Source organism: Noviherbaspirillum humi (assembly GCF_900188095.1).
In the GTDB taxonomy this organism is placed as follows: Bacteria; Pseudomonadota; Gammaproteobacteria; order Burkholderiales; family Burkholderiaceae_D; genus Noviherbaspirillum; species Noviherbaspirillum humi.
Map to the genome: position 1 here is coordinate 549,937 of NZ_FZOT01000001.1, position 21,542 is coordinate 571,478.

A 21,542-nucleotide genomic window follows, 5' to 3' on the forward strand; every position below is an offset into this window, starting at 1 on the left:
CGCGCCGCAGGGCGCGGCGCTCATCCACTCCTTCATTCGCCATGGCTGACACCAAGAAAGCAGCACCCATTCCGACCGCGCTGACGGTCCACAAGCAGTCCCGCGTCCTGGAAATCGCCTTCGACGACGGCAGCAATTTCTCGCTGCCGTTCGAACTGATGCGGGTGTATTCGCCTTCGGCCGACGTGCGCGGCCACGGTCCGGGACAGGAAACCCTGCAGACCGGCAAGCGCAGCGTCTCCATCGACGCCATCGAGGCGGTCGGCAACTACGCGGTGCAGCCGCGCTTCTCCGACGGCCACGACACGGGCATCTACTCCTGGGAGTATCTGCACTGGCTGGGCAGCAACCAGGCCCAGTTGTGGGAAGACTATCTGCAGCGCCTGGAGGCGGCCGGCCATACCCGCGAAAGCGGGCGCGACGCGCCGATGGCGGCGAAGGCGGGCGGCCATGGCTGCGGCCACCAGCATTGAAGCACACAGGTTTTGAACGGCGTTCCTCCTGCAGCGCAGCAAGGCGCGGAGGAACTATCGACATCCGGCACTTGTCGCAATGGCATGAAAGCGACATGGTGCGATTGATCCAACAGGCGCGGACATGAGCGATACCACCCACTTCGGTTACCAGACCGTCGCGGAAGAAGAGAAGGTGCACAAGGTGGCCGAGGTCTTTCACTCGGTTGCGCAGAAGTACGACGTCATGAACGACCTGATGTCGGGCGGCCTGCACCGCATCTGGAAGACCTTCACCATCGCCCAGGCGGGCGTGCGGCCCGGCTTCAAGGTGCTCGACATCGCCGGCGGCACGGGCGACCTGGCGAAGGCCTTCGCCCGCCAGGCCGGCTCGACCGGCGAAGTTTGGCTCACCGACATCAATGAATCGATGCTGCGGGTTGGACGCGACCGCCTATTGAACAAGGGGCTGGCCATCCCCACATTACTTTGTGACGCCGAGAAGCTGCCGTTCCCCGGCAATTATTTCGACCGGGTGAGCGTGGCCTTCGGCTTGCGCAACATGACGCACAAGGATGCGGCGCTGAAGGAAATGCAGCGGGTGCTCAAGCCCGGCGGCAAGCTGCTGGTGCTGGAGTTTTCCAAGGTGTGGGAGCCGCTGCAGAAGCCGTACGACACCTATTCCTTCTCGGTGCTGCCATGGCTGGGCAAGCGCATCGCCAACGACGCCGAAAGCTACCGCTATCTGGCCGAGTCGATCCGCATGCATCCTGACCAGGAAACCCTGAAGCGGATGATGCAGGAAGCCGGTCTGGACCGGGTGCAGTACCACAACCTGACTGCCGGCGTGGCGGCGCTGCATACCGGCATCAAGTTTTGAGACCGCCGCCTCGCGGCGCCGATGTTCGTGTAATGACCCAATGGACCCAATGGTCGGAGGACATATGAAGAAGCTTTTCGTGACATGCATGGTGGCGCTGAGCGCGATGGCCATGGTCGCGGCCGATGCCGAGGCTAAGCGCATGGGCGGCGGCGGTTCCATCGGCCGCCAGTCGCAGAGCGCCAGCCGGTCCGCGCCGATGGCCACGCCTAACCAGTCCGTAGCGCCGGCCCAGAGCCAGGCTGCCCGGCCGCAGGCACCCGCGCCGGCTCCGGCGGTAAAGCCGCCCAGCCCGTGGCGCAACATCCTCGGCGGCGCCTTGCTCGGCCTGGGCCTCGGCGCGCTGCTCTCGCATTTCGGCCTCGGCGGCGCCATGGCCAACGTCATCGGCACGCTGCTGATGTTCGGCCTGCTGTTCTTCGGCGTGATGATGCTGATGCGCCTGTTCCGGCGCAAGAACGGCTACGAAGAGCCGCGTCCTTCCTACGCCGGCTACGGCGCCGATGCGCCGGCGGCGCGCACGCCGGAAATCGGCTCGCGCCTGGAGCCGACCCAGGCTACGGCATTCCAGGTCGAAGCCCCGGTGGCGGGTGGCGCTGCTGCGGGCGCCGCGCCCTACGGCGTGCCGGCGGATTTCGATGCCGCCAGCTTCCTGCGCCATGCGAAGACGTATTTCATCCGCCTGCAGGCCGCCTGGGACCGTGGCGACATCAACGACATCCGCGAATTCACCACGCCCGAGATGTTCGCCGAGCTGCGCCTGCAGCTGCAGGAGCGCGGCGCCACGCCCAATCATACCGACGTGGTCTCGCTCGACGCCCAGCTGCTCGGCATGGAAACCGCCGGTGCGGATCACCTGGCGAGCGTGCGCTTCTCCGGCATGATCCGGGAAGCGGAGAACGCCACGGCCGAGCCGTTCACCGAAATCTGGAACCTGACCAAGCCGGTGGCCGGCCAGGGCGGCTGGGTACTGGCCGGCATCCAGCAGGTGGCCTCCGCCTGATCCGTCGCCGTCGATCCAGCCGGCAACTGTTACACTGTGAGCCGCCCGTGAATCGTCACGGGCGGTTTTGTTTTGTGGCCATGACCTTCATCCCCACCCCCATTCCCGCCGTCCTCAACCATCTGCTCGCCCGGGAAAGCTGGGCGCGCGACAAGCTCGCCGTCCATGCTGGCAAGGTCGCCGTGTTCGAAGCCGGCCCGGTCGCCGTCCGCCTGCGCATCGCCGCCGACGGCATGGCGGAGGACGTCGCCGCCGACGTGCCGGCCCATGTCACCCTGCGCGCCAGGCTGGCCGACCTGCCGCTGATCCTGCAGAACCGCGAGCGCGCCGTGTCCTACGTCACCATCGAGGGCGATGCCGATTTCGCCAATGCCATCTCGCATGTCATGCAATCGCTGCGCTGGGAGGCGGAAGCCGACCTCAGCCGCCTGATCGGCGACGTGGCGGCGGTGCGGGTGGTCGGCGCCGCGCGCGGCCTGGCTGGCGGCGTGCGGGCGACGCAGCAGAAGGTGGCCGAGAATCTTGCCGAGTACTTCCTCGAAGAAAAACCGGTGCTGGTGCGGCCGCGCGCGGTGAACGATTTCGCCGATGAGGTGGCGCGCCTGCGCGACGACGTCGAGCGTCTGGAAAAGCGCCTGTCCAAGCTGGAAGGGCAGCGCTAGATGCTGGGCCGTTTCCTGCGACTGTTCAAGATCTTCCGGGTGGCGATGCGCTACGGCCTGGACGATATCGCCATTTCCGGCCTGGTCAAGCCGCGCACCGCCCGCCTGCTCGGCGGCGTGATGTTCTGGCGCGATCTGTCGGTGCCGCGCGGCATTCGCCTGCGCCAGGCGCTGGAAGACCTCGGGCCGATCTTCGTCAAGTTCGGCCAGGTGCTGTCCACCCGGCGCGACCTGATGCCGCCCGACATCGCCGACGAACTGGCGCGCCTGCAGGACAGGGTGCCGCCGTTCGATCCGGACATCGCGATCATGCAGATCAAGCGGGCGCTCGGCGCCCATCCGGACGACCTGTTCGCCAGCTTCGAACGCCAGCCGGTCGCCTCCGCCTCCATCGCCCAGGTGCATTTCGCCACCCTCAAGGATGGCAAGCAGGTGGCGGTGAAGGTGCTGCGGCCCGGCATGAAGAAATCCATCGACGAGGACATCGCCCTGATGCAGGTCGCCGCCGGCTGGATGGAGCGGCTCTGGGCCGACGGCCGCCGGCTGAAGCCGCGCGAGGTGGTGGCGGAGTTCGACAAGTACTTGCACGACGAGCTCGACCTGATGCGGGAAGCCGCCAATGCCAGCCAGCTGCGGCGCAACTTCAACGGCTCCAGCCTGCTGCTGGTGCCGGAGATGTACTGGGATTACTGCTCCACCTCGGTGATCGTGATGGAGCGCATGCACGGCATCCCGATTTCCCAGACCGAGCGTTTGATCGCCGCCGGCGTCGACCTGAAGAAATTGTCCAGCGACGGCGTGGAAATCTTCTTCACCCAGGTGTTCCGCGACGGTTTCTTCCATGCCGACATGCATCCCGGGAACATCCAGGTATCGGTGGCGCCGGAAAGCTTCGGCCGCTACATCGCGCTGGATTTCGGCATCGTCGGCACGCTCACCGACTTCGACAAGGATTACCTGTCGCAGAACTTCCTCGCCTTCTTCCGCCGCGACTACAAGCGGGTGGCAGAGGCGCACATCGAGTCCGGCTGGGCGCCGAAGGAAACCCGGGTGGATGAGCTGGAGGCGGCGGTGCGGGCCTGCTGCGAACCGATCTTCGACCGGCCGCTGAAGGACATCTCCTTCGGCCAGGTGCTGCTGCGCCTGTTCCAGACCTCGCGCCGCTTCAACGTCGAGGTGCAGCCGCAGCTGGTGCTGCTGCAGAAGACGCTGCTCAACATCGAAGGCCTGGGCCGGCAGCTGGATCCCGACCTCGACCTGTGGAAGACTGCCAAGCCGTACCTGGAGCGCTGGATGCAGGAGCAGATCGGCTGGCGCGGCCTGGTACAGCGCTTCAAGGAAGAGGCGCCGCGCTACAACCAGCTGCTGCCGGAATTGCCGCGCCTGCTGCATGACGCGCTGAAGAAGAACGGCGATGCAGCCGAAGATTCCACCAACGAGATGCTGAAGCAGATGCTGATCGAGCTGCGCCGCACTAACACCATGCTGGCCCGCATCCTGTATTTCGGCGGCGGCCTGGTCGGCGGGGTGCTGCTGACCCAGCTGCTGCTGCGCCTGTCCGGCAACGGCGGGTGAGCGGGAGCGTGAAAATCGGCCGTGCAGGCGCATCCTGCCGCTATAATTTGCCGGTTTTCCCGCCATCACCCTCCCACTTCATCGCGCAAGGATCGCCATGAACGCCCTGATCTGGTTCGTCATTCTCTATTGGGTCATCTCGGTCGGCATCGGGCTGTACGCGGCGAAATTCGTCAACAGTTCCAAGGATTTCGCGGTGGCCGGCCGCTCTTTGCCGATGTACGTGGTCACCGCCACTGTGTTCGCCACTTGGTTCGGCTCGGAAACGGTGCTCGGCATCCCCTCCGCCTTCCTCAAGGACGGCCTGCGCGGCGTGGTGGCGGATCCGTTCGGCTCCTCGCTCTGCCTGATCCTGGTCGGCCTGTTCTTCGCCCGCCCGCTGTACCGCATGAACCTGCTGACCATCGGCGACTACTACAAGGCCCGCTTCGGCCGCGGCGTGGAAATGATGATCACGCTGTGCATCGTGGTTTCCTACCTCGGCTGGGTGGCGGCCCAGATCAAGGCGCTCGGCCTGGTGTTCAACGTCGTCTCCGGCGGCGCCATCTCGGCCGAGACCGGCATGATCATCGGCGCCGCCAGCGTGCTCCTCTACACCCTGATGGGCGGCATGTTCTCGGTGGCCATCACCGATTTCCTGCAGATGATCATCATCGTCATCGGCATGCTCTACATCGGCTGGGAAGTGTCCGGCCTGGTGGGCGGCGCCGGCGCGGTGGTGGCGCATGCGGCGGACGCCGGCAAGCTGGCGCTCTGGCCGGCGCCGACGGCGCGCGAGGTGCTGTGGTTCTTCGCCGCCTGGATCACCATGATGCTCGGCTCCATTCCCCAGCAGGACGTGTTCCAGCGGGTGGCTTCCTCCAAGGACGAGCAGACCGCCGGCCGCGCCTCGGTGCTGGGCGGCGTGCTGTACTTCTGCTTCGCCTTCATCCCGATGTTCCTGGCCTATTCCGCCACCCTGATCGATCCCGCCATGGTGAGCGGCCTGATCGACAAGGACCCTCAGCTGATCCTGCCGACCCTGATCATGACCAAGGTGCCGATCATCGCCCAGGTCATGTTCTTCGGCGCGCTGCTGTCGGCGATCAAGAGCTGCGCCAGCGCCACGCTGCTGGCGCCGTCGGTGACCTTCACCGAGAACGTGCTGAAGGAACTGCTGCCGAAGCAGAGCGACAGGCAGTTTCTGCTGTCGATGCGCATCGTGGTGCTGGTGTTCACCGTGATCGTCACCGCCTTCGCCATGAACACTTCCTCCAGCATCTACAAGATGGTGGAGAACGCCTACAAGATCACCCTGGTGGCGGCCTTCGTGCCGCTGGTGTTCGGCCTGTACTGGAAGCGGGCGAGCGGGCAGGGCGCGCTGCTGTCCATCCTCCTCGGCCTTTCCTCCTGGATCCTGCTGGAAGCGCTGGCGCCGGAAGGCTTGTGGCCGCCGCAGCTGGTGGGCGTGCTGATGAGCCTCTCCGGCATGCTGGCCGGCTCGCTGATGCCGCAGCTGCTGGGCCGCCCGGCCCGCGCCGCCTGAACTGCCTGAGCCCGGGTACGGGCGGCAAATCCTTGCCAAGCTCGCAAGCCCGGCATTTCCCTCGAATTTCGCCCGGAATAACTTTATAATTCAGGGTTTTGTACGATTTTTTGCGGAGGGAATTCCATGCCAATCTATGCCTATCGCTGCGAAGCTTGCGGCTTTGCCAAAGATGTTCTGCAAAAAGTGTCCGATGCGCCGCTGACCGACTGCCCGACCTGCGGCAAGTCCAGCTTCAAGAAGCAGCTCACCGCCGCCGGCTTCCAGCTCAAGGGCACCGGCTGGTATGTGACCGATTTCCGCAACGGCTCCGGCAGCACCTCGACGCCGGCGGCCAACAGCGGCAGCAAGCAAGCCACCGGCACCTCGGACGCGGCGCCCGCGAGCAGTTCCGCCGCCGAGTGAGCGCGGCCTGACGCCGCCGGCAGAGCGACCACCCAACCACGACCAGCGACCAGCATGCGCAAATACTTCATCACGGGCCTCCTGATCCTGGTCCCGCTCGCCATCACCCTGTGGGTGCTGAACCTGATCATCAGCACCATGGACCAGTCGCTCCTGCTGCTGCCCGCGCGCTGGCAGCCGGAGGCGGTGCTCGGCTTCCGCTTCCCCGGCCTGGGCACGCTGCTGACGCTGCTGATCATCTTCTTCACCGGCCTGCTGACCCGCAATTTCATCGGCAAGAAGCTGGTGATCGCCTGGGAAATGCTGCTCAACCGCATTCCGGTGGTGCGCTCGATTTACTCCAGCGTCAAGCAGGTCTCCGATACCCTGTTTTCCTCTTCCGGCAACGCCTTCCGCAAGGCCCTGCTGGTGCAGTATCCGCGCGAAGGCTCCTGGACCATCGCCTTTCTCACCGGCACCCCCGGCGGCGACGTCCGCAACCATCTCGTCGGCGACTATGTCAGCGTCTACGTGCCCACTACGCCCAACCCGACCTCCGGCTTCTTCCTGATGGTGCCGCGCGCCGATGCGATCGAGCTCAACATGAGCGTCGACGAAGCGCTGAAATACATCGTGTCCATGGGCGTGGTGACGCCCGAGCATGTGGCTGCGGCGGCTGGCGCCAGGAACAAGCCCCAGCCGGAGCCGACCCGCACTTGAACCCTTTCCGGCGGCGCGTTCCACGTGCCGCCTCAACCAGTTATCCAGCATCCGAACCAGGAATCCGATCATGTCTATGCGAACTCAATATTGCGGCCTCGTCACCGAGGCGCTTCTCGGCCAAACCGTCAGCGTGTGCGGCTGGGTGCACCGCCGGCGCGACCACGGCGGCGTCATCTTCATCGACCTGCGCGACCGCGAAGGCCTGGTGCAGGTGGTGTGCGACCCGGACCGCGCCGAGGTGTTCAAGACCGCCGAAGCTGTGCGCAACGAGTTCTGCCTGCGCATCACCGGCGTGGTCCGCGCCCGTCCCGAAGGCACCACCAACGCCAACCTGAAGTCCGGCAACATCGAAGTGCTGTGCCACGAGCTGCAAGTGCTGAATCCGTCCGTCACCCCGCCGTTCCAGCTGGATGACGACAATCTGTCGGAGACCACCCGCCTGACCCACCGCGTGCTCGACCTGCGCCGGCCGCAGATGCAGAACAACCTGCGCCTGCGCTACCGCGTGACGATGGAAGTGCGCAAGTTTCTGGATGCCAACGGCTTCATCGACATCGAAACGCCAATGCTGACCAAATCCACGCCGGAAGGCGCGCGCGACTACCTGGTGCCGTCGCGCGTCAACCCGGGCAACTTCTTCGCGCTGCCGCAGTCGCCGCAGCTGTTCAAGCAGCTGCTGATGGTGGCCAACTTCGACCGCTACTACCAGATCACCAAGTGCTTCCGCGACGAAGACCTGCGCGCCGACCGCCAGCCGGAATTCACCCAGATCGACTGCGAAACCTCCTTCATGAACGAGCAGGAGATCCGCGACCTGTTCGAGGGCATGATCCGCGGCGTCTTCAAGAACGTGCTCGACGTCGACCTGCCGAACCCGTTCCCGGTGATGGAGTATGCCGAGGCCATGGGCAAGTACGGCTCCGACAAGCCTGACATGCGCGTCAAGCTGGCATTCACCGACCTGACCGAGGTGATGAAGGACGTGGAGTTCAAGGTCTTCTCCGGCGCCGCCAACATGGAAGGCGGCCGCGTGGTCGGCCTGCGCGTGCCGGGCGGCGGCGCCATGCCGCGCTCCGAGATCGATGCCTACACCCAGTTCGTCGCCATCTACGGCGCCAAGGGCCTGGCCTACATCAAGGTCAACGAGAAGGCCAAGGGCCGCGACGGCCTGCAATCGCCGATCGTCAAGAACATCCACGACGCCGCGCTGGCCCAGATCATCGAGCGCACCGGCGCCCAGGACGGCGACCTGATCTTCTTCGGCGCCGACAAGGCCAAGGTGGTCAACGATGCCATCGGCGCGCTGCGCGTGAAGATCGGCCACAGCGACTTCGGCAAGAAGAACGGCCTGTTCGACGACGTCTGGAAGCCGCTCTGGGTGATCGACTTCCCGATGTTCGAGTACGACGAGGACGACCAGCGCTACGTCGCCGCCCACCATCCCTTCACCTCGCCCAAGGATGGCCACGAAGATTTCCTGCAGACCGATCCGGGCAAGGCGCTGGCCAAGGCCTACGACATGGTGCTCAACGGCTGGGAACTGGGCGGCGGGTCGGTCCGTATCCACCGCGCCGAGGTGCAGAGCAAGGTGTTCCGCGCGCTGAAGATCGGCGCCGAGGAAGCGCAGCTGAAGTTCGGCTTCCTGCTGGATGCGCTGCAGTACGGCGCGCCGCCGCACGGCGGCCTGGCCTTCGGCCTCGACCGCATCGTCACCATGATGGCCGGCGCCGAATCGATCCGCGACGTCATCGCCTTCCCCAAAACCCAGCGCGCTCAGGACCTGCTGACCCACGCGCCGTCGGAAGTCGACGAGAAGCAGCTGCGCGAACTGCACATCCGCCTGCGCAACGTGGAGCCGGCAGTCAAGGGCTGATCGCGCTGCATCGCTTCGGCATGAAAAAGGGCGCCTGCGGGCGCCCTTTTTCGTCTTGCGCTTTGCCGTGGCCCCGGGCAGATTCTTCCGCTTCGGCCATAATAGGCAATCACTGAATTGCCGCGCTTCACGTGCCTACCGATCCATGCAGAATCCGCCGCGCTACAAGATCCCCGAATCCGTCCTGGTGGTGATCCACAGCCCTGATCTCGAGGTGCTGCTGATCGAGCGCGCAGACCGCCCCGGCTACTGGCAATCGGTGACCGGCTCGCGCGATGCGCCGGACGAACCGCTGGCCGACACCGCGCGGCGCGAGGTGTGGGAGGAGACCGGCATCGCGCTGGTGGATGCGGTGCCCGGCACCCTTTTCGCGCCGCATGAAGTGCCGCTGCGAAACTTGCGCGACTGGGGCTTATCGAACGTCTATGAAATCTATCCCGTCTGGCGCCATCGCTATGCGCCCGGCGTCACGCGCAATACCGAGCATGTGTTCGGCCTGCAAGTGCCGCGCGGCATTCCTGTCACGCTGGCGCCGCGGGAACACCTGAACCATGTCTGGCTGCCCTGGCGCGAGGCGGCGGACCGCTGCTTCTCGCCGTCGAACGCGGAGGCCATCCTGCAGCTGCCGCGCCATGCCGGGAAGGAACCATGCGCGGTAAAACCGGCCCAAGCAGCAGGTGATGATGCATCCAGAGCAAGGATAGAAAACTAGATGAAGATCCGGATCGCGACTTACAACATCCATAAAGGCGTTACCAGCTTCCGCGCCCAGCCGCGGGTGCATGCGCTGAAGCAGGCGATCAGCACACTCAAGGCCGACATTCTTTTCCTGCAGGAAGTGCAGGGCCGGCACGACCTGTATGCCACCAAGCATGCGATGAAGTGGCCGGATCAGCCGCAGCATGACTTCCTCGCCGGCGAGGAACTCAACTCGGTGTACGGCATGAATGCGATGTATGACCACGGCCATCATGGCAATGCCCTGCTGAGCGGCTTTCCCATCCTTTCCTGGCGCAACCAGGACGTGTCGGACCATGCCTACGAATCGCGCGGCATCCTGCACTGCGTGGTGCAGGCGCCGGCGGCGCAGATCCACTGCTATGTCATCCATCTCGGCCTGTTCGCCCGCAGCCGCAAGCGCCAGACCGAGGCGCTGGTGGAGGCGGTGACCGGTTCCTCGCCGCCGGACGCGCCGGTGATCATCGCCGGCGACTTCAACGACTGGACCAACCAGCTCAGCGACCGCCTGCGCGAAGGGCTCGGCGTGAAGGAAGTGTTCGACGAGGATTTGAGCGCGCGCGGCTTCGGCACCTACCTGCGCCGCATGGCGGGACGCGGCCCGCAGATGAAGCCGGCGCGCACCTTCCCGGCGGCGCTGCCCTGGCTGCGGCTGGACCGCATCTATGTGCGGGGTTTCCAGGTGGAGTCGGCCAAGGTCATGCACGGCGGCGTCTGGACCAAGCTGTCCGACCATGCCCCCATCGTGGCCGATCTGGTGCTGGAACCGGAGATGGTCACGGCCTGAGAGGCTTGCCGGCGTTCAAGGCGGGCGCGTCCCGACGGCGGGTAGAATAGCCGGCAACGATCGTCCGCCGCCAAGGCACTTCCAACCCTATGCGTTCCGTCAGCTTCACCGCCCGAAACGACATCCAGTTGCTCTACTGCGGCGCCGAGTTCTTTCCGGCGCTGATCGCCGCCATCGACGAGGCGCGGCAGGAAATCTATCTCGAAACCTACATCTTCATGCTGGACTCGACCGGTTCCCGGGTGGCGCAGGCGCTGTCCGGCGCCGCCGCCCGCGGCGTTTCGGTCAATGTCGTCAACGACTGGCTCGGCACCGGCCGCCAGGAATCGCTCGCGCTCCATCGAACCCTGCGCGAAACGGGCGTGAATCACCGCGTCTTCAATGCATGGTTCCGGCGCGGCATCGCCCGCAACCATCGCAAGATCTGTGTCGTTGATGGCCGCGTGGCCCTGCTCGGCGGCCTGAACATCAATGACGACATGGTCTCCGACGACGGGCTCAACATACCGCTGCCGGCGCCGCGCTGGGACTTCGCGGTGCGGGTGGTCGGGCCGCTGGTGGCTGCCATTCATGCGGAGGTGCAGGCGCAGTGGCTGCTGATCGGCGATGCTGCCTTGCGCTACCGCTGGGAGCGGTTCCGCGACCGCTATCAAGTGGTGCCGGCCGACGTGGAAGGCCCGGCGATGGCCGGGCTGGTGGTGCGCGACAACCTGCGCAACCGCCGCACCATCCAGAAGGCCTACCTGCGCGCGCTCGGCACGGCGCGGCGCCGGGCACTGCTGGCCAACCCCTATTTCGCGCCGGGGCGCAAGCTGCGCGACGGGCTGGCGGCGGCGGCGCGGCGCGGCGTGGAAGTGACGCTGCTGATCGGCGTCGGCCAGTTCCGCATGCAGGACGCGGTGGCGCATTCCTTCTATCCGAGGTTGCTGAAGGCGGGCGTCAAGGTGGTCGAGTACCGCAAGACCCAGCTGCATGGCAAGGTGGCGGTGATCGACGATGAATGGGCCACCGTCGGCTCCAGCAACTGGGATGGCTTGAGCCTGTTCGTCAACCATGAAGCCAACATCGTGGTGCGCAACCACAAGTTCGCGCTCAAGCTGCGCAGGCATATCGAACAGGCGGTGGCAGAAGGCGTGCCGATCCGGCTGCAGGATTATGTCTCCATTCCCTGGTACCGCCGCTTCGCCTACGGCGCGGCCTATGTGTTCTACAAGGCCGTGCTGCGGGTGCTGACGCTGGGCCGCTATACCGAATAGCAGCGCGAATAGCAGCGCCGTATCTGTCCTGGACAATGAACTTTGGATCATGCCTGCCGTCACTGCCTGCATGGGCATGCGGTCGGGCCCGTGACGTTCGACCGGCCATTTCAAGGAGCAGCCATGGATGTACAGGAACAGGAAAACGATGACCTCGGGAAAGTGGCGGAGCTGGTGCAGGAAATCAAGTTCGCCATGATGACCACCGAGGAAGCTGACGGCACGCTGCGTAGCCGCCCGATGTCCACCATGCAGCTGGATGCCACCGGCAACCTGTGGTTCTTCACCGGCATGGATTCCGGCAAGGTGGAGGAGGCGGAGCAGCACCGGCAGGTCAACCTCAGCTATGCCCGCACCGACAAGCAGGACTACCTCTCCATCTCCGGCACCTGCAGCGTGGTGCGCGACAAGCAGAAGATGCAGGAGTTGTGGACGCCGTGGATCAAGCCCTGGTTTCCGCAGGGACTGGACGATCCCAACCTGGTGCTGCTGAAGGTATCCATCGAGCGCGCCGAATATTGGGATGCGCCGGGCAGCACGCTCAAGCGCCTGTATGGCTTGGCCAAGGGCATCGCCACCGGCAACACCGACGCGCTCGGCGAGAACCGCACGGTGCACAATTGATGATCCCGCCGGGCGGCGCTGCCCGCCGCGTCAGTCGACTGCCGCCGTCAGACTGATTTCCACCGCCGCATTTTTCGGCAGCCTGAACACGCCGACCGAGGTGCGGGCATGGATGCCGGCCTCGCCCAGCACATGGTGCAGCACCGCCGAAGCGGCATCGGCCACCTCGCTCTGCTGGGTGAAGCCCTCCGCCGATTGCACATAAACCGTCATGTGCAAGGCGCGCGAGACCCGGTCCAGCGAGCCGAGCGCCTGCCTCAGCAGGGCCAGGGCACGGATGATGCCGATCTTCGCCGCATGGCGGGCGGCTTCGAGCGTCGCCTCATCGCCGACTCGGCCCGTCACCGCCACGACATCCCCGATGCGCGGAATCTGGCCGCTCACATGCGCCTGCCCGTCGTGGACGATGATGGGCGCATAATCGCCGCCCACCTTGATCGGCGCGGAAAGGTCGAATCCCAGTTCGGCTACCACGGCCACCAATCGGCTTTCCCGTTCCATGCCTATCTCCTGTGATGGTGATTTCGTCATCATGGTAAGCGAGACCGCGCCTTGCCGCCAGGAAGCGGGTATGGGGCCGGGCTTGCGCGCGCCATGCGCAAGCCCGGCCCCAAGCGCCTACAATGGCCTTTTGCGCCATTCGTTTTCACATGACCGACACCGTACGCATCGACAAGTGGCTCTGGGCCGCCCGCTTCTTCAAGACCCGTTCGCTCGCCACCGATGCGGTGGAGCGCGGCAAGGTGCAGCTTGACGGCGATCGCATCAAGCCCGCCCGCAACGTCAAGGCGGGCGACAAGCTCGACATCGACAACGGCTCGACCGAATGGCAGGTGATCGTGAAGGACGTCTCCGACAAGCGCGGGCCGGCGCCGGTCGCCCAGGCGCTGTATGAGGAAACCGAGGAAAGTGTACGCCGCCGCGAACAGGCGGCCGAGCAGCGCCGCTATTTCCGCGAACCCGCATCCCACCTCAAGGGACGTCCCACCAAGCGCGACCGCCGGCTGATCGACAAGTCCGGCGCATGAAACCTGCGCCGCCAGGGTACGCAGCCGTGCCCGGTTGTCGCCGCTAGAAGACTATCTCTAAGTTCCGGTTTGACTTTTGCCCCCCGGTAGATAATAGTACGATCGTTCGTATCAATCGATCGCGGGCCGGCATGCGAGTTCGCTCGATCGCCGCTCCGCAATCGCCGGTATTTTCAGCCATCCATTAACTGATTCATTATGCGCAAAGGCGAACTGACCCGAGCCGCCATTCTCGACGTCGCACTCGATCTCGCGAGCCGCGACGGTCTTGAAGGGCTGACCATCGGCCTGCTGGCCGACAAGATGAACATGAGCAAATCCGGCGTGTTCGCCCATTTCGGCTCGCGTGAAGATTTGCAGATCGAAGTGTTGAAGCTTTACCACCGCCATTTCGAGCAGGACGTGTTCTACCCCAGCATGAAGCAGCCGCGCGGCCTGCCGCGCCTGGAGGCGATGTTCGCCAACTGGGTGCGGCGCGTCTCGGTCGAAATCGCCTCCGGCTGCATCTATATCAGCGGCGCGGTGGAGTACGACGACCGGCCCGGGGCGATACGCGAGGAGCTGGCGGAAATGGTCGGCATCTGGCAGGCGGCGCTGCGGCGCTGCGTGCAGCAGGCCATCGATGCCCGCCATCTGCGTCCGAATACCGATCCCGACCAGCTGGTGTACGAGATGTATGGATTGATACTGGCGCTGCATCACGACGCCCGCTTCCTGAAGAAGCCGGGCAGCGTGCACCGCGCCGAAGCCGGATTCGAACGCCTGATTTCCACCTATCGCAATCCCGACGCGCTGCCGCTGGCCGAGGCCGGCGCCGAATCCCAAACCACCGTCGGCAAGCCATCGTAATCGTCAGACCAGGAGACCACCATGCCCCAATACAATCCGCCCCTGCGCGACATGCAATTCGTGCTGCACGAGCTCTTGAAGGTCGAAGACGAGCTGAAGCAGCTCCCCGTGCATGCCGAGGTCGACACCGACATCATCAACCAAGTGCTGGATGAGGGCGGCAAGTTTGCCGCCGAAGTCGTGTTTCCGCTGAACCGCGTCGGCGACCACGAAGGCTGCCGCCTGAACAAGGAAACCCGCGTGGTGCAGACGCCGACGGGCTTTCGCGAGGCGTACCAGAAATACGTCGAGGCCGGCTGGCCCTCGCTGTCCTGCGATCCGGAATTCGGCGGCCAGGGCTTGCCGATCGTGATCAACAACTCCTTCTACGAGATGCTGAATTCGGCCAACCAGGCCTGGACCATGTATCCCGGCCTGTCCCACGGCGCCTATGAATGCCTGCACGAGCACGGGACGCCGGAACAGAAGGCGCTGTACCTGCCCAAGCTGGTGTCGGGCGAATGGACCGGCACCATGTGCCTGACCGAGTCGCACTGCGGCACCGACCTCGGCCTGCTGCGCACCAAGGCCGAGCCGCAGGGCGACGGCTCCTACCGCATCACCGGCGGCAAGATCTTCATCTCCGCTGGCGAGCACGAGATGTCGGCCAACATCATCCATCTGGTGCTGGCGCGCCTGCCGGATGCGCCGGCGGGAACCAAGGGCATCTCGCTGTTCCTGGTGCCGAAATACCTGCCCGACGCCGCCGGCAATCCCGGCGAGCGCAACCCAATCTTCTGCGGCGCGCTGGAAGAGAAGATGGGCATCCACGGCAACTCCACCTGCCAGATGAACCTGGACGGCGCCACCGGCTGGCTGATCGGCGAGCCGAACAAGGGCTTGAACGCAATGTTCGTGATGATGAACGCCGCCCGTCTCGGCGTCGGCATGCAGTCGCTCGGCTTGACCGAGGTCGCCTACCAGAATGCGGTGGCCTACGCGAAGGATCGGGTACAGATGCGCAGCCTGTCCGGTGCGAAGGCGCCCGACAAGCCGGCCGACCCGATCATCGTGCATCCCGACGTGCGCCGCATGCTGCTCACCGCCCGCGCCTTCGCCGAGGGCGGCCGCGCCTTCAGCTCCTACGTGGCGCTGCAGATCGACCGCGAGTTGAACCATCCGGACGAGCAGGTGCGCAAGGACGCCGCCGACGAAGTGGCGCTGCTGACCCCGATCATCAAGGCCTTCCTCACCGACAACGGCTGGATCGCCACTTCGGAAGCGATGCAGGTCTACGGCGGCCATGGCTTCATCGCCGAATGGGGCATGGAGCAGTTCGTGCGCGACGCCCGCATCAACATGATCTACGAAGGCACCAACACCATCCAGTCGCTCGACCTGCTGGGCCGAAAGATCCTGATGGACAACGGCGCCAAGCTGCGCAAGTTCGGCGCCAAGGTGCAGGCCTTCGTCGAAGAGAACGGCACCGACGAGGCGATGTCCGAGTTCGTCACGCCGCTGGCCGACCTGGGCGAGAAGCTCACCAAGCTGACCATGGAAATCGGCATGAAGGCCTTCCAGAATCAGGACGAGGTCGGCGCCGCCGCCGTGCCCTACCTGCGCGTGGCCGGTCATCTGGTGTTCGCTTTCCTGTTCGCGCAGATGGCGAAGATCGCGCTCGAGAAGCAGGACTCCGGTGACGATTTCTACAAGGCCAAGCTGGCGACGGCGCGCTTCTATTTCGCGCGCCTGCTGCCGGAGACGGCGATGCTGATCCGCCAGGCGCGGTCCGGCGCGGCGAATGAGATGGGGATGGCGGAGGCGTGGTTTTGAGCCGCTGCAACTTGAACACTTATTTAAAATTGTAAAGAAAGTCCCCTCCCTTTCAAGCGGAGGGTTAGGGGCGTAGCAGGGGTTTCGCGGAGCACTGCTCCGCGCCTGCGCAGCCAGCAGCGCTTGCAAGCGCTGACGGCTTCGCAGGCGGACAGCATGCTGTCCGGATTACCTGCTGCGCCCCAACCCTCCCCCTGAGGGGGAGGGAGCTTCCTTGATGGGTAAGCGCTAATTCGGTGCCTGCAAACGGAACAATGTTGTAGGTACAGCACGCAGCCCACAAATTCCCTGCTTCGCCCTCAACAAGTGCGAACCAGACAAAGAGGAGATTCCATGTCCAATTTCATCGTCAAGAAAGTCGCCGTGCTCGGCGCCGGCGTGATGGGGGCGCAGATTGCCGCCCATTGCGTCAATGCCCGGGTGCCGGTGGTGCTGTTCGACCTGCCGGCCAGGGAAGGCGCCAAGAACGGCATCGTCCAGCGCGCCATCGATAACCTGAAGAAGCTCAATCCCGCGCCGCTCGGCAACAAGGACGATGCCGCGCTGATCGAGGCTGCCAATTACGAGGACAACCTCGACCTGCTGAAGGGCTGCGACCTGATCATCGAGGCCATCGCCGAGCGCATGGATTGGAAGCACGACCTGTACAAGAAGGTCGCGCCGCACATCGGCCCGAACGCCATCTTCGCGTCGAACACCTCCGGCCTGTCGATCACCGCGCTGTCGGAAGGCTTCGATGCCGACCTGAAATCCCGCTTCTGCGGCGTGCATTTCTTCAATCCGCCGCGCTACATGCACCTGGTGGAGCTGATCCCGACCGCCGCCACCCGCCCCGACATCCTCGACCAGCTGGAAGGCTTCCTCACCACCACGCTCGGCAAGGGGGTGGTGCGGGCCAAGGACACGCCCAACTTCATCGCCAACCGCGTCGGCATCTTCGGCATGCTGGCCACCATCCATGAGGCGGAGAAATTCGGTCTGTCCTACGACGTGGTCGACGACCTGACCGGCGCCCGCCTCGGCCGCGCCAAGTCCGGCACCTTCCGCACCGCCGACGTGGTCGGCCTGGACACCATGGGCCACGTCATCAAGACCATGCAGGACAACCTGGCCGACGACCCCTTCTTCGCGGTCTACAAGACGCCCGATACCCTGGCCAAGCTGATCGGCGCCGGCGCGCTCGGGCAAAAGACCGGCGCCGGCTTCTACAAGAAGGTGGGCAAGGATATCCAGCGCTTCGATCCGGCCAGCGGCAACTACGTCCCGGGCGGCAAGAAGGCGGATGACCTGGTCGGCCGCATCCTGAAGGAAAAGGATCCGGCCAAGCGCATGAAGGCGCTGCACGACTCCACCAATCCGCAGGCGCAATTCCTCTGGTCCATCTTCCGCGACGCCTTCCACTACATCGCGGTCCATCTGGACACCATCGCCGACAATGCGCGCGACGTCGACTTCGCGCTGCGCTGGGGCTTCGGCTGGAAGACCGGCCCCTTCGAGAACTGGCAGGCGGCCGGCTGGCAGCAGGTGGCGACCTGGGTGAAGGAAGACATCGACGCCGGCAAAGCCCTTTGCAACACGCCGCTGCCGGCCTGGGTTTTCGACGGCCGCGACGGCGTGCATACGCCGGAAGGCTCCTGGTCGCCGTCGCGCCAGGCCTACGTGCCGCGCCTGCAGCTGCCGGTGTACCAGCGCCAGGCTTTCCGCGCGCCGCTGCTGGGCGAGGGCGCCGTGGACGGCAGCAAGGGCGGCACCACGGTATTCGAGGATGAATCGGTGCGCATCTGGCACCAGGATGACGGCGTGCTGATCCTGTCGCTCAAGACCAAGATGCACGTGATCGGCCAGGGCGTGATCAATGGCCTGGCAAAGGCGGTGGAGGAAGCGGAGCGCGGCTACCAGGGCCTGGTGATCTGGAGCGCCGATGCGGCCGAAGGGGGCGCCTTCTCAGCCGGCGCCGACCTGCAGTCCATGCTGCCGGTGTTCATGTCGGGCGGCCTGAAGGCGATCGAGCCGGAAGTCGCCAAGCTGCAGCAGGCGCATCAGAACCTGAAGTATGCGAACGTCCCGGTGGTGGCCGCGGTCGCCGGCCTGGCGCTGGGCGGCGGCGCCGAGCTGATGATGCATGCGGCGCGCCGGGTCGCGTCGATCGAGTCCTACATCGGCCTGGTGGAAGTCGGCGTCGGCCTGGTGCCGGCGGGCGGCGGCCTGAAGGAAGCGGCGGTGCGCGCCGCGGCCGATGCCAAGGGCAACGACATCCTGCAGTTCCTGAAGGATTACTTCACCCATGCCGCCACCGCGGCGGTGTCGAAGTCGGCCCTGGAAGCGCAGAAGATGGGCTACCTGAAGCCGGACGACGTCATCGTGTTCAACCCGTACGAGCTGCTGCACGTGGCCAAGAGCCAGGTGCGGGCGCTGGCCGACGCCGGCTATCGTCCGCCGCGCCGCGCGCTGGTGCCGGTGGTGGGCCGCTACGGTCTCGCCACGATCAAGGCCCAACTCGTGAACATGCGCGACGGCGGCTTCATCTCCGCCCACGACTTCAAGCTCGGCAGCATGATCGCCGAGATCGTCAGCGGCGGCGACGTGGATGCCGGCAGCCTGGTGAGCGAGCAGTGGCTGCTCGACCTGGAGCGCAAGGCTTTCATGGAGTTGCTCGGCCATCCCAAGACCCAGGAACGGATCATGGGCATGATGCAGACGGGGAAGCCGGTGCGTAACTAACGTTCGTTCACTCGAAAACGATCTCCCTCCCCTTCAAGGGGAGGGTTGGGGTGGGGATGGGTTTCTGTCGCGAGTAAAGAAAGTTCTCGACGTGCGGAAGAAACCCACCCTCACCCTAGCCCTCCCCCTGAGGGGGAGGGGAAGACAAGGAGCAAGACCATGACTACCCAACTTCAAGACGCCTACATCGTCGCCGCCACCCGCACCCCGATCGGCAAGGCGCCGCGCGGCATGTTCCGCAACGTGCGCCCGGATGATCTGCTGGTGCGCGCCATCCAGTCGGCCGTGGCTCAGGTGCCCAACCTCGATCCGAAGCTGATCGAGGATGCGATCGTCGGCTGCTCGTTCCCCGAGGGGCCGCAGGGACTGAACCTCGGCCGCATGGCGGTGCTGCTGGCAGGCCTGCCGAACAGCGTGGGCGGCGTCACCGTCAACCGCTACTGCGCATCCGGCATCACCGCCGTCGCCATGGCGGCCGACCGTATCCGCGTCGGCCAGGCCGACGTGATGATCGCCGCCGGCGCCGAATCCATGTCCATGGTGCCGATGATGGGCTTCCATCCGTCGATGAACATGGAGATCTTCAAGGATGAGAACATCGGCATGGCTTACGGCATGGGCCTCACCGCCGAGAAGGTGGCGCAGCAGTGGAAGGTGACGCGCGAGGCTCAGGATGCCTTCGCGCTGGAGTCGCATCGCCGCGCCATCGCCGCCCAGCAGGCGGGCGAATTCAAGGATGAGATGACGCCGATCGAGATCATCGAGCGTTCGCCCAACCTGCAGAGCGGCGAGATCGACACGCGCCGCCGCACGGTGGAACTGGACGAAGGCCCGCGCGCCGACAGCAGCATCGAGGCGCTGGCGAAGCTCAAGCCAGTGTTCGCCGCCAAGGGCAGCGTCACCGCCGGCAACAGCTCCCAGACCTCGGACGGCGCCGGCGCGCTGATCCTGGTCAGCGAGCGCATCCTGAAGCAGTTCAATCTGACGCCGCTGGCCCGCTTCGCCTCCTTCGCGGTGCGCGGCGTGCCGCCGGAGATCATGGGCATCGGGCCGAAGGAAGCGATTCCCGCCGCCTGCCGTGCCGCCGGCATCACCCAGGACCAGATCGACTGGTACGAGCTCAATGAAGCCTTCGCCGCGCAGTCGCTGGCGGTGATCAACGACCTCGGCCTCGATCCGGCCAAGGTCAACCCGATGGGCGGCGCCATCGCCCTCGGCCATCCGCTCGGCGCCACCGGCGCGATCCGCTCCGCCACCGTGGTGCATGCGCTGCGCCGCAAGAACCTGAAGTACGGCATGGTGACCATGTGCGTCGGCACCGGCATGGGCGCCGCCGGCATTTTCGAGCGCGTCTGACCATGGCCTGAGCCGCATCCAAGCCGCATGGTTAGCGTCATGCGGCTTTTTTATTCGCGTTCCAGCAGGCACCCAACCATCGACCAAGCATTCAAGAGGAGACAGCATGGACATTCTCAGCAGCCGCAACGGCGGCATCGCCACCATCGAATTCAACCGCCCGGCGAAGAAGAACGCCATCACCGCCAGCATGTACCAGCTGCTGGCCGACGCGGTAACCGAAGCCGAGCGCGACAGTGCGGTGCGCGTGCTGGTCATCACCGGCAAGCCGGAGATCTTCACCGCCGGCAACGACCTGGAAGACTTTCTCAACAACCCGCCCACCATCGGCGGCGACAGCTCGGTGGGCCGCTTCATGCGCGCGCTGAGCGGCTGCACCAAGCCGGTGGTGGCGGCCGTGTCCGGCGCGGCCATCGGCATCGGCACCACGCTGCTGATGCATTGCGACCTGGTCTATGCTGCCGAGAACGCGAAGTTCTCCATGCCCTTTACCCAGCTCGGCCTGTGCCCGGAATTCGCTTCCAGCCTGCTGTTCCCGCAGATCGTCGGCTATCCGCGCGCGGCGGAAAAGCTGATGCTGGGCGAAGCCTTCGGCGCCCGCGAGGCCTACGAGATGGGCTTCGTCAGCCGCGTCCTGCCGGCGGAAGAACTGCCTAGCTTCGCGCAGGCGCAGGCCGCCAGGCTGGCGGCGCTGCCGGCCTCTTCGCTGCGCGCCACCAAGCGCCTGATGCGCGGCGCCGTGCGCGAGGCGATCGATGCCCGCATGGATCAGGAGAGCGCGCATTTCGCGCAAATGCTGGGCGCGCCGGAAGCCAAGGAAGCGTTCCAGGCCTTCTTCGAGAAGCGCAAGCCGGATTTCACCAAATTTGCCTGATGATCAATCCTCGGGCGGCGGCGGAAATAAAAACCGCTGCTATCCGGTGCGATCCGCCCCGCTGGGCTACAATGCCGCCTCGAAGCAAGCCAGACAGCCGCTGGCCATCGTTGATGGCGGGAGGAAGGTCCGGACTCCACAGAGCAGGGTGACGGCTAACGGCCGTCCGCCGAAAGTCCGCAAGGATACAAGGCGAGGAACAGGGCCACAGAGACGAGCGTATTCAGTTACGGTGAAACGCGGTAACCTCCACCTGGAGCAATCTCAAATAGGCACGCGATGATGTTGCTCGCGGAGCGTGCGGGTAGAGAGCTTGAGCCGTGGAGCAATTCACGGCCTAGAGGAATGGCTGTCATAGCGGCCGGGCGCAAGCCCGTCCGCCGTAACAGAATCCGGCCTATCGGCTTGCTTCACCTCATT

General features: G+C 65.2%; 20 protein-coding genes and 1 other RNA gene. 20 read left to right on the top strand and 1 reads right to left on the bottom strand.

Going from position 1 to position 21,542, the window contains the following annotated elements; genetic code table 11:
- The first annotated feature begins 41 nt into the window (after positions 1–41).
- The 13 genes from CHB88_RS02660 to CHB88_RS02720 all read left to right on the top strand — a co-directional run bounded on the left by CHB88_RS02660 (position 42) and on the right by CHB88_RS02720 (position 12,482).
- Positions 42–473: a gamma-butyrobetaine hydroxylase family protein gene (locus tag CHB88_RS02660; protein WP_089397714.1), complete on the top strand. Its 432-nt coding sequence runs from the start codon at positions 42–44 to the stop codon at positions 471–473.
- Positions 474–597: 124 nt separating this feature from the next.
- Complete coding sequence (ubiE, locus tag CHB88_RS02665) at positions 598–1,332, top strand: bifunctional demethylmenaquinone methyltransferase/2-methoxy-6-polyprenyl-1,4-benzoquinol methylase UbiE (RefSeq protein WP_089397715.1); 735 nt, start codon at positions 598–600, stop codon at positions 1,330–1,332.
- Between the two features lie 64 nt (positions 1,333–1,396).
- Positions 1,397–2,335, top strand: coding sequence for a Tim44 domain-containing protein (locus CHB88_RS02670; protein WP_089397716.1), 939 nt, complete (start codon positions 1,397–1,399; stop codon positions 2,333–2,335).
- Between the two features lie 80 nt (positions 2,336–2,415).
- A complete protein-coding gene (locus CHB88_RS02675) occupies positions 2,416–2,997 on the top strand; it encodes a ubiquinone biosynthesis accessory factor UbiJ (RefSeq protein WP_089397717.1) in 582 nt (193 codons plus the stop codon).
- Positions 2,998–4,572 (top strand): ubiquinone biosynthesis regulatory protein kinase UbiB, encoded by a 1,575-nt coding sequence (ubiB, locus tag CHB88_RS02680; RefSeq protein WP_089397718.1) that lies wholly within the window; start codon positions 2,998–3,000, stop codon positions 4,570–4,572. It abuts the gene before it with no gap.
- 97 nt (positions 4,573–4,669) lie between these two features.
- Entirely contained in the window at positions 4,670–6,097 is a 1,428-nt protein-coding gene (locus tag CHB88_RS02685) for a high affinity choline transporter 1 (protein WP_089397719.1), read from the top strand.
- A 126-nt stretch (positions 6,098–6,223) separates the two neighbouring features.
- A complete protein-coding gene (locus CHB88_RS02690; protein ID WP_089397720.1) occupies positions 6,224–6,502 on the top strand; it encodes an FmdB family zinc ribbon protein in 279 nt (92 codons plus the stop codon).
- A 54-nt stretch (positions 6,503–6,556) separates the two neighbouring features.
- Positions 6,557–7,201: a DUF502 domain-containing protein gene (locus CHB88_RS02695; RefSeq protein ID WP_089397721.1), complete on the top strand. Its 645-nt coding sequence runs from the start codon at positions 6,557–6,559 to the stop codon at positions 7,199–7,201.
- Positions 7,202–7,271: 70 nt separating this feature from the next.
- Positions 7,272–9,077 (top strand): aspartate--tRNA ligase, encoded by a 1,806-nt coding sequence (aspS, locus tag CHB88_RS02700; RefSeq protein ID WP_089397722.1) that lies wholly within the window; start codon positions 7,272–7,274, stop codon positions 9,075–9,077.
- A gap of 145 nt (positions 9,078–9,222) precedes the next feature.
- On the top strand, positions 9,223–9,789 hold the full coding sequence (gene nudB / locus CHB88_RS02705) for a dihydroneopterin triphosphate diphosphatase (RefSeq protein ID WP_089397723.1): 567 nt from the start codon (positions 9,223–9,225) through the stop codon (positions 9,787–9,789).
- Positions 9,790–10,602, top strand: a complete 813-nt coding sequence (locus CHB88_RS02710) for an endonuclease/exonuclease/phosphatase family protein (protein ID WP_089397724.1) — start codon at positions 9,790–9,792, stop codon at positions 10,600–10,602.
- Positions 10,603–10,691: 89 nt separating this feature from the next.
- Positions 10,692–11,858 (top strand): phospholipase D-like domain-containing protein, encoded by a 1,167-nt coding sequence (locus CHB88_RS02715; RefSeq protein WP_089397725.1) that lies wholly within the window; start codon positions 10,692–10,694, stop codon positions 11,856–11,858.
- A gap of 123 nt (positions 11,859–11,981) precedes the next feature.
- Positions 11,982–12,482 carry a pyridoxamine 5'-phosphate oxidase family protein gene (locus CHB88_RS02720; RefSeq protein ID WP_089397726.1) on the top strand — a complete coding sequence of 167 codons (501 nt, stop codon included), beginning with the start codon at positions 11,982–11,984 and terminating at the stop codon, positions 12,480–12,482.
- A gap of 30 nt (positions 12,483–12,512) precedes the next feature.
- Here the strand turns inward: CHB88_RS02720 and CHB88_RS02725 are convergent, their stop codons facing one another.
- Positions 12,513–12,983 carry a RidA family protein gene (locus CHB88_RS02725; RefSeq protein WP_089397727.1) on the bottom strand — a complete coding sequence of 157 codons (471 nt, stop codon included), beginning with the start codon at positions 12,981–12,983 and terminating at the stop codon, positions 12,513–12,515.
- A gap of 149 nt (positions 12,984–13,132) precedes the next feature.
- On the opposite strand from CHB88_RS02725, the gene CHB88_RS02730 reads away from it, so the two are divergent.
- From CHB88_RS02730 to rnpB, 7 genes are all read left to right on the top strand, one after another.
- Entirely contained in the window at positions 13,133–13,510 is a 378-nt protein-coding gene (locus tag CHB88_RS02730; RefSeq protein ID WP_089397728.1) for an RNA-binding S4 domain-containing protein, read from the top strand.
- 198 nt (positions 13,511–13,708) lie between these two features.
- Positions 13,709–14,359 carry a TetR/AcrR family transcriptional regulator gene (locus CHB88_RS02735; RefSeq protein ID WP_089397729.1) on the top strand — a complete coding sequence of 217 codons (651 nt, stop codon included), beginning with the start codon at positions 13,709–13,711 and terminating at the stop codon, positions 14,357–14,359.
- A gap of 21 nt (positions 14,360–14,380) precedes the next feature.
- Positions 14,381–16,171, top strand: a complete 1,791-nt coding sequence (locus CHB88_RS02740) for an acyl-CoA dehydrogenase C-terminal domain-containing protein (RefSeq protein WP_089397730.1) — start codon at positions 14,381–14,383, stop codon at positions 16,169–16,171.
- Positions 16,172–16,504: 333 nt separating this feature from the next.
- Entirely contained in the window at positions 16,505–18,892 is a 2,388-nt protein-coding gene (locus CHB88_RS02745; RefSeq protein WP_089397731.1) for a 3-hydroxyacyl-CoA dehydrogenase/enoyl-CoA hydratase family protein, read from the top strand.
- 159 nt (positions 18,893–19,051) lie between these two features.
- Positions 19,052–20,248, top strand: coding sequence for an acetyl-CoA C-acyltransferase (locus tag CHB88_RS02750; protein WP_089397732.1), 1,197 nt, complete (start codon positions 19,052–19,054; stop codon positions 20,246–20,248).
- Positions 20,249–20,354: 106 nt separating this feature from the next.
- On the top strand, positions 20,355–21,122 hold the full coding sequence (locus CHB88_RS02755; protein WP_089397733.1) for an enoyl-CoA hydratase: 768 nt from the start codon (positions 20,355–20,357) through the stop codon (positions 21,120–21,122).
- A gap of 81 nt (positions 21,123–21,203) precedes the next feature.
- Positions 21,204–21,538: RNase P RNA component class A (gene rnpB / locus CHB88_RS02760), an RNA gene on the top strand.
- The last annotated feature ends 4 nt before the right edge of the window (positions 21,539–21,542 follow it).

What these genes read in the sequence shown, in the direction of transcription:
- CHB88_RS02735 (WP_089397729.1), top strand. Translation starts at nt 13,709, where the DNA reads ATGCGCAAAGGCGAACTGACCCGAGCCGCCATTCTCGACGTCGCACTC.
- nudB (WP_089397723.1), top strand. Translation starts at nt 9,223, where the DNA reads ATGCAGAATCCGCCGCGCTACAAGATCCCCGAATCCGTCCTGGTGGTG.
- CHB88_RS02715 (WP_089397725.1), top strand. Translation starts at nt 10,692, where the DNA reads ATGCGTTCCGTCAGCTTCACCGCCCGAAACGACATCCAGTTGCTCTAC.
- CHB88_RS02750 (WP_089397732.1), top strand. Translation starts at nt 19,052, where the DNA reads ATGACTACCCAACTTCAAGACGCCTACATCGTCGCCGCCACCCGCACC.
- CHB88_RS02725 (WP_089397727.1), bottom strand. Translation starts at nt 12,983, where the DNA reads ATGGAACGGGAAAGCCGATTGGTGGCCGTGGTAGCCGAACTGGGATTC.
- CHB88_RS02740 (WP_089397730.1), top strand. Translation starts at nt 14,381, where the DNA reads ATGCCCCAATACAATCCGCCCCTGCGCGACATGCAATTCGTGCTGCAC.
- ubiB (WP_089397718.1), top strand. Translation starts at nt 2,998, where the DNA reads ATGCTGGGCCGTTTCCTGCGACTGTTCAAGATCTTCCGGGTGGCGATG.
- CHB88_RS02670 (WP_089397716.1), top strand. Translation starts at nt 1,397, where the DNA reads ATGAAGAAGCTTTTCGTGACATGCATGGTGGCGCTGAGCGCGATGGCC.
- CHB88_RS02675 (WP_089397717.1), top strand. Translation starts at nt 2,416, where the DNA reads ATGACCTTCATCCCCACCCCCATTCCCGCCGTCCTCAACCATCTGCTC.
- ubiE (WP_089397715.1), top strand. Translation starts at nt 598, where the DNA reads ATGAGCGATACCACCCACTTCGGTTACCAGACCGTCGCGGAAGAAGAG.
- CHB88_RS02720 (WP_089397726.1), top strand. Translation starts at nt 11,982, where the DNA reads ATGGATGTACAGGAACAGGAAAACGATGACCTCGGGAAAGTGGCGGAG.
- CHB88_RS02685 (WP_089397719.1), top strand. Translation starts at nt 4,670, where the DNA reads ATGAACGCCCTGATCTGGTTCGTCATTCTCTATTGGGTCATCTCGGTC.
- CHB88_RS02755 (WP_089397733.1), top strand. Translation starts at nt 20,355, where the DNA reads ATGGACATTCTCAGCAGCCGCAACGGCGGCATCGCCACCATCGAATTC.
- CHB88_RS02660 (WP_089397714.1), top strand. Translation starts at nt 42, where the DNA reads ATGGCTGACACCAAGAAAGCAGCACCCATTCCGACCGCGCTGACGGTC.
- CHB88_RS02690 (WP_089397720.1), top strand. Translation starts at nt 6,224, where the DNA reads ATGCCAATCTATGCCTATCGCTGCGAAGCTTGCGGCTTTGCCAAAGAT.
- CHB88_RS02710 (WP_089397724.1), top strand. Translation starts at nt 9,790, where the DNA reads ATGAAGATCCGGATCGCGACTTACAACATCCATAAAGGCGTTACCAGC.
- aspS (WP_089397722.1), top strand. Translation starts at nt 7,272, where the DNA reads ATGTCTATGCGAACTCAATATTGCGGCCTCGTCACCGAGGCGCTTCTC.
- CHB88_RS02745 (WP_089397731.1), top strand. Translation starts at nt 16,505, where the DNA reads ATGTCCAATTTCATCGTCAAGAAAGTCGCCGTGCTCGGCGCCGGCGTG.
- CHB88_RS02695 (WP_089397721.1), top strand. Translation starts at nt 6,557, where the DNA reads ATGCGCAAATACTTCATCACGGGCCTCCTGATCCTGGTCCCGCTCGCC.
- CHB88_RS02730 (WP_089397728.1), top strand. Translation starts at nt 13,133, where the DNA reads ATGACCGACACCGTACGCATCGACAAGTGGCTCTGGGCCGCCCGCTTC.